Here is a 7,293-nt window from a genome sequence, read left to right on the forward strand (position 1 = left end):
AGACGGAGCAACACGCACTACGTATAATGTTATTGCCTATTTCAATGCTTTTGAGGCGTTTTATCCTTCTTCCTCAAGAGGGGCATCATTTTCGTTTTGTTGCGTCTGAAGATGCTATTTATCTTTTTATCAAATATCTATTCCCTAACGATGAGGTTAATGGAATGGGTACATTTAGAGTGATTCGGGATAGCGATATTGAAGTAGAAGAAGAAGCTGATGATCTTGTTCATTTTTTTGAAAAAGCTCTTAAAAGGCGGAGGCGTGGGCAGGTTATTCGCGTTGAATTTGACGCAAAAATGCCAGAAAATTTGTGCCAATTTATAGCGAGTTGTCTTGCTGTTCCTGATAACTGTATTAATGTTCTTGATGGATTTTTGGCACTTAATAGGGTATCAGAGATCGTTTCTATTTCTCGTGATGATCTCAAATTTATTCCTTATGTCCCTCGTATTCCAGAATCTATTCATAAACATAATGGAGATTGTTTTGCGGCTATTCGTGAGAATGATATCGTAATTCATCACCCTTATGAGACATTTGATGTTGTGGTACAATTTTTACGTCAAGCTGCTTGCGATCCTGATGTTGTGGAAATCAAACAAACACTTTATCGTACATCAAATGATAGCCCAATTGTTAGCGCTTTGATTGAAGCTGCTAAACGGGGGAAGTCTGTGACTGCTTTGGTAGAACTTAAAGCACGTTTTGATGAGGAAGCTAATATTCGCTGGGCACGGGATCTTGAATGTGCTGGGGTTCAAGTTATTTTTGGTTTTATTACCTTAAAAACACATGCTAAGATGTCTCTAGTTGTGAGACGTGAAGGAAAACGCCTTTGTTCTTATGTTCATCTTGGTACAGGAAATTATCATCCCGTTAATGCTAAAACTTATACTGATCTTTCTTTTTTTTCCAAGGATGATGATATCGCTCGTGATGTTGTGTTGTTGTTCAATTATATTGCGCAATATGAGCGTCCACATGAAACAATGAAGATTGCTTTTTCGCCCTTAACATTGCGTAGCCGTATCTTAGAGCATATTGAAGGGGAAATTGCTCATGCACAACAAGGAAAGTTCGCTGCTATTTGGATCAAAGTGAACGCATTGGTTGATCCTGAAATTATTGATGCTTTATATCGTGCTAGCCAAGCAGGGGTACAAATTGATTTGGTTGTACGGGGGATATGTTGTTTACGTCCTCGTATTCCAGGAGTTTCAGATAATATTCGTGTAAAATCAATCGTAGGGCGTTTTCTTGAACATAGTCGCATTTTTTGTTTTGGGAATGGTCAGGATTTGCCCAATGAAAATGCACTTGTTTACTTAGGCTCTGCTGATATGATGCCTCGTAATCTAGACTACCGTATTGAAATATTGGTTCCAGTTTTTAATAAAATGGTGCGACAGAAGATTCTTTTACAAATTATGATCGCTAATCTCATTGATAATCAACAAAGCTTTGATATACTTAAAGACGGAACATCGAAACGTATCACACCGCAGAGAGGTGAAAGTCCGTTTAATGCGCAGGAGTATTTTATGGCCAATACAGGTTTTGCGGGGAAAAATGAGTCTTTTGAATCCTCCATTTCGCGCTTGGTTGCGTTGCATCGGCAACAAGCTGAAATGCATAAAGACTGAAATCCAATGACATATAGAGATGCTCAAGGTCGGCTAAAAGGGCGTAAGCCTGTTGCTGTTATTGACATTGGATCGAATTCTGTTCGGTTGGTGATTTATGAGGGGCTTGTTCGCTCACCAACGGTTTTGTTTAATGAAAAGATTCTTTGTGGTCTCGGTCATGGTGTTGCAAAAACGGGATTTTTAGAAGAAAAATCGATGAAAATGGCGTTGCAAACGTTGAAACGATTTCGTACGCTTTGTCAACAGATTGGAGCAGATGAGGTCTATACTTTAGCAACGGCAGCAGCACGAGATGCAAAAAATGGTGTAGCATTTATTCAAAGTGCTGAAGATACTTTACAAAATAAAATATATCTTCTTTCAGGAAGTGAAGAAGCTATGTATTCAGCCTATGGGGTTGTTTCTACTTTTTATCAACCAAAGGGTATTTCTGGGGATCTTGGGGGTGGAAGTCTCGAATTGATTGATATTGATCATTCTGATGTCGGTGAAGGGATAACGCTTCCATTAGGTGGTTTGCGGCTGCAGTATATGTCAAATAATGATAATGCTATCGCTGCAAAAATTGTACATGAGCAATTTTATAAATCTTCTATTGCGCGTACGCGTAAAGGTAGAGCACGTGATTTTTATGCCGTAGGGGGGACATGGCGTAATTTGGCAAAACTCCATATGGCAATGAAACACTATCGGCTTCCTGTTATGCATGGCTATGAAGTTGAATCCGCTGAAATGGAGAGCTTTTTACACCTTGTAGCAAGCGGCAATATTGATAATATGAGAGGGATTGCGGCGGTTTCACAGAATCGTCGGAAACTTTTATCGTATGGGGCAATTGTCCTTATTGAACTCATTCAGTGTATGGAGTTTGAAAAGATCATTTTTTCTGGTGCTGGTGTTCGTGAAGGTTTTCTTTATTCACGCTTGCCGCAGGCAATTCGACTTTCAGACCCTCTCATTGCTGCGTGCACAGAAATGGCTATTTTACGGGCACGTTCACCAAAACAGGCAGAAGAACTTATTGATTTTACGACGAATGCCTTTAAAGTTTTTGGAATTTCAGAAACCGAAAATGAATGCCGTTATCGTCAAGCGGCTTGTCTTCTTGCGGATATTGGTTGGCGTATACATCCAGATTATCGAGGCAATGAAGCAGCCAATCAGATAGCATTAGGATCTTATCCAGGAATTTCTCATGAGGGGCGTCTTTATGCAGCGCTTGCTGTTTTCTTTCGCAATACGAGTTTACTGATTGATAAAGAATCTCTTCCCATTTTTCAATTAGCAACGCAAAATATAATTGAGAAAGCACGTATTCTTGGGGAAACGATGCGTATTGCTCATCTGTTTAGCGCTTCTGTTGCAGGAATTTTACCTCATTTATTTTGGCATAAAAAAGCAGATCATATTGTTTTACAGATTCCAAAAAGTTACGCTGGATTATTGGGAGAACGTCCTCTTGGACGATTAAAGAAGTTATCAAAATTAATAAAACAACCTCTTTCTTTTGAAATTTTTTGATTTTTCCTTCTAATTTATTCGCGTTTTATATCTTAAAAGGTTAGCTATTTTAATTTCTAGGCTCGTTCATTTTTAATGATTGGATTGCAGTTTCGATAAGAACTTTTTATATGATAGGACAATGTAAGACATTATCTTTTCATGCTTTTCTATTACGCTAGGCTACTCTTGTTGTAATGAGGTACGCTTTTAATTTTGCATTCATTTTGACATAAAATAAAACCCTCTTTAGAGGATCTTATGGAAATCTCAGATATGTGGGGGAAATATAAATTAAAGCTGTTTTGTACTTATTTTTCCATTGTTAAAGTAAAACCCTATCTGTCCCTTTAGCAGTTGTTCAGCTTTTTGACCAAATATTTCATAGCGCCAGCCATTCATAGCGGGAATATTTTTCTTTATTCCTCCATTGGCGATTTTTTCTAAATCATTAGATGTTGCAATAATTTTAGGGGCAATACTGTTTTCGTTTGCAACAAGTTTTAATAATACTCTGAGCAGATCGATAGCAGCGGATGTCGTATCGTTGAGTGGATTATGTTTAGGAATAGGGGGTAAAGTAGAAAGATCAACCTCTAAACCTTCGTGGACAGCCTTGATTAATGACGACGCAATTGAGTATTTATCCCAATTCTTGTGAAGACTGCGTAACCGTTTTAACGCAGCTTCATCTTTTGGTTGTTGGGTTGCTATTTCTATAAGACACTCATCTTTCATGATATGACGACGTGGCATATTGTATTTTCGTGCTTTACGTTCACGCCAAGCTGCTATCTTTTGTAATACAGCAAGTTCACGCGGTTTTTTAACTTTTCCTTTTACTTTTTTCCATGCTTCATCTTCTGGTATATCATAGGTTTTAGGATTTAAGAGGATTGTGATTTCATCATCCATCCAATGAGCCCGTTTATTTTTTTCTAACCTTTTTTTTAAGAGGAGGTAAACATCTCTTAAGTAGGTTACATCGGCAAGGGCGTAGAGCAGTTGTTTTTCAGATAGGGGGCGACAACTCCAATCTGTAAAGCGGGAGGATTTATCAAGATGATGCCCCGTACAGCGTTGTACAATTTGATCATAGGAGATCGAATCACCAAATCCGCAAATTGATCCTGCTATTTGTGTATCGAAGAGAGGGGAAGGAATAACGCCTCCAAGATAATAAATCGTTTCAATATCTTGGCGGGCAGAGTGAAAAACTTTGACAATTTTTTTATCGATCATAAGGTCAAAAAATGGTCGTAAATCAATATCTGGTGCTATGGGATCAATCAGAACTGTAACATCTGGTGATGCGAGCTGGATTAAACAAAGTTGAGGCCAAAAAGTTGTTTCGCGGATAAATTCAGTATCGACTGTTACAAAATCAGAGGTACGCAGAGCGTTAAGTGCAATTTCAAGATTTTCTGTTTGTGTAATAAGATTCATCATTTTATTATAATTCGATAGATTAAGTTTGTCTTTTATTGATTTTATTTTTGCGTTTTTATTCTCATATCTTGACAAATGGTACTTAAAAAGCGTTTGTAGCGCATGTGAATATTATAATCAAAGGCAAAAAAACATGCACCGTTATCGCAGTCATCATTGCGCGGCTCTTCGTAAATGTGATGTAGGAACACAAGTTCGTCTTTCTGGATGGGTTCATCGTATTCGTGATCATGGAGGAATTCTTTTTGTGGATTTGCGTGATCATTTTGGAATTACACAAATTGTTGCGGATCCTGCTTCGCCAGCTTTTAAAGTCATTGAAAAAGTGCGTTCTGAATGGGTTATTCGTGTGGATGGGGAAGTGCGTGCACGTTCTGATGAGGTTATTAATGCAACGCTTCCAACAGGTGAGATTGAAATTTTTGCACAAGAGGTAGAAATTCTTTCAAAAGCTGAAGAGCTTCCTTTACCGGTTTTTGGTGAGCCTGATTATCCAGAAGATATTCGGTTAAAATATCGTTTTCTTGATTTGCGTCGGGAGACTATGCACAAAAATATCATGCGTCGGACTGAAATTATTGCAGCTATGAGACGGGCTATGCAAAATAATGGTTTTACGGAATTTACAACGCCACTTTTGACAGCATCATCGCCGGAAGGTGCGCGTGATTTTTTGGTTCCAAGTCGTGTTCATCAGGGAAAATTTTATGCGCTACCGCAAGCACCACAGCAATATAAACAGTTGTTGATGATGTCAGGTTTTGATCGTTATTTTCAAATTGCGCCATGTTTTAGAGATGAAGATCCGCGGGCTGACCGTCTTCCTGGTGAATTTTATCAATTAGATGTTGAAATGAGTTTTGTTGAGCAGGAAGATGTTTTAGCAACTATGGAACCCATTATGCGTTCTATTTTTGAAGAATTTGCCGATGGAAAAACTGTGACACAAAACTTTCCTCGCATTTCTTATGATGAAGCAATGCGGAAATACGGTTCTGATAAGCCTGATCTGCGTAATCCGATCATTATGGAAGATGTTTCTCAGCATTTTTATAATTCTGGTTTTAAAGTTTTTGCTCAGATTTTAGAAAATGATAAGAATGCACAAGTATGGGCTATTCCGGCTAAAACGGGGGGAAGTCGTGCTTTTTGTGATCGTATGAATATATGGGCACAAGGTGAGGGGCAACCAGGGCTCGGTTATATTTTTTGGCGCAAGGAAGAAGGAAAGTTTGAAGGAGCAGGGCCTATCGCCAAAAATATTGGTGAGCAGCGAACGGAAGCGCTTCGTATACAACTTGGACTTGAAAGTGGTGATGCTTGTTTTTTTGTGGCTGGGGATCCCAAAAAATTCGCATCTTTTGCTGGAGCAGCACGCAAACGGGTAGGAGAAGAATTAGATCTTGTTGATAGCGAGAGTTTCTCTTTAGCGTGGATTGTTGATTTTCCATTTTTTGAATGGAATGAAGATGAGAAAAAGATTGATTTTGCACATAATCCTTTTTCTATGCCTCAAGGGGGAGAAAATGCTCTTGAGTGTCAAGATCCTCTTACACTTAAAGCTTTTCAATACGATCTTGTTTGTAATGGTTATGAGATTGCATCTGGTGGAATTCGTAATCACTTACCAGAAATGATGCTTAAAGTTTTTGAACTTGTAGGGCTTTCTAAGGACGTTGTAAAAGATCGTTTTGGTGGTCTTTACCGTGCTTTCCATTATGGGGCGCCACCACATGGTGGTATGGCTGCAGGAATTGATCGCATCATTATGTTGCTGCAAGGTGTTAAAAATTTACGTGAAGTTGCTTTATTTCCTATGAATCAACAGGCACTTGATCTTTTGATGAGTGCTCCGTCTGATGTTTCTTCTACACAATTACGTGATTTAGGAATCCGCATGGTTCCTGCTCACAAAAATAGTTCATAATGCTGATTTATGGATTTTTATCATTTTTCTCCGTAGCGTGAAGTTTTGATGCCTCTCAAGGGAATATGTATTGTTTCTAGATTTAGGGGGGCCAAAAAGTGCTATCGTTGTTAATCCTTAAAGGGGATTGTTTTAAAGAAATATCTCTCAATGCAGTCGATCTCGTTTTACGATGTTAGCTGCTCGTGAAGGATATAACTCAAAACCTCATGAGTGGTATAAAAATCGTTCTCCATAAAGGGTAAGCCGTCATTCTACCCTCTAGTATGCAAATGGTTTCAGCATTTTTATTTCTTGCTTGGATATTTGCTCTTTCCTTTTGTGATAAGCAGGGAAATGATTGTGATTGATTTATTATGAATAAATTGGAAATAAGAAAACTTTATAATACCCAGAAGTTTCATTTAAATGATAAATTAATTATCTTTATATATCAATATATTATTTATATTTTTGAAGTTTTTGCAATGTTGTAAAAGATAATTGTATCTCTTCATATTTATGAGAGTAATGCATTTTTGCATCTTATGGATTTAAACTTTGGGGACGTGTATAAGCTTTGAACATTTTTTGGTTTTTCATAGAAAAACTGGATGGCGTTGCTATACAATCATCTCTTTGTAATCGGAGATGATGTTTGAACGGTGCTTTTGTCATTTCCAAAGGATGAAATAACTCTTTGTAAGTCGTTAAATTATATTATTGAATTTGGCAAAGCTTTTAATAAGATTTTTGTTTAGAATAATCTATATTCAAATTGGTTTATGT

4 protein-coding genes are annotated in these 7,293 nt (G+C 37.7%); 3 read left to right on the plus strand and 1 reads right to left on the minus strand.

Annotation, left to right across the window (positions count from 1 at the left end; translation table 11 throughout):
- Both BN338_RS06455 and ppx read left to right on the plus strand, forming a co-directional pair.
- Positions 1–1,646 (plus strand): RNA degradosome polyphosphate kinase (locus tag BN338_RS06455; RefSeq protein ID WP_039760216.1); only part of this gene is annotated, 1,646 nt, incomplete at its 5' end.
- Between the two features lie 6 nt (positions 1,647–1,652).
- Complete coding sequence (gene ppx, locus BN338_RS06460; RefSeq protein WP_039760219.1) at positions 1,653–3,170, plus strand: exopolyphosphatase; 1,518 nt, start codon at positions 1,653–1,655, stop codon at positions 3,168–3,170.
- Positions 3,171–3,443: 273 nt separating this feature from the next.
- On the opposite strand, the gene rnd is transcribed toward ppx, so the two are convergent.
- A complete protein-coding gene (gene rnd / locus BN338_RS06465) occupies positions 3,444–4,598 on the minus strand; it encodes a ribonuclease D (RefSeq protein WP_039760222.1) in 1,155 nt (384 codons plus the stop codon).
- A 133-nt stretch (positions 4,599–4,731) separates the two neighbouring features.
- Here rnd and aspS point away from each other — a divergent pair, with 133 nt between their 5' ends.
- Positions 4,732–6,525 carry an aspartate--tRNA ligase gene (aspS, locus tag BN338_RS06470; RefSeq protein WP_039760224.1) on the plus strand — a complete coding sequence of 598 codons (1,794 nt, stop codon included), beginning with the start codon at positions 4,732–4,734 and terminating at the stop codon, positions 6,523–6,525.
- The last annotated feature ends 768 nt before the right edge of the window (positions 6,526–7,293 follow it).

This window comes from Bartonella queenslandensis AUST/NH15, from assembly GCF_000312585.1.
GTDB lineage: Bacteria > Pseudomonadota > Alphaproteobacteria > Rhizobiales > Rhizobiaceae > Bartonella > Bartonella queenslandensis_A.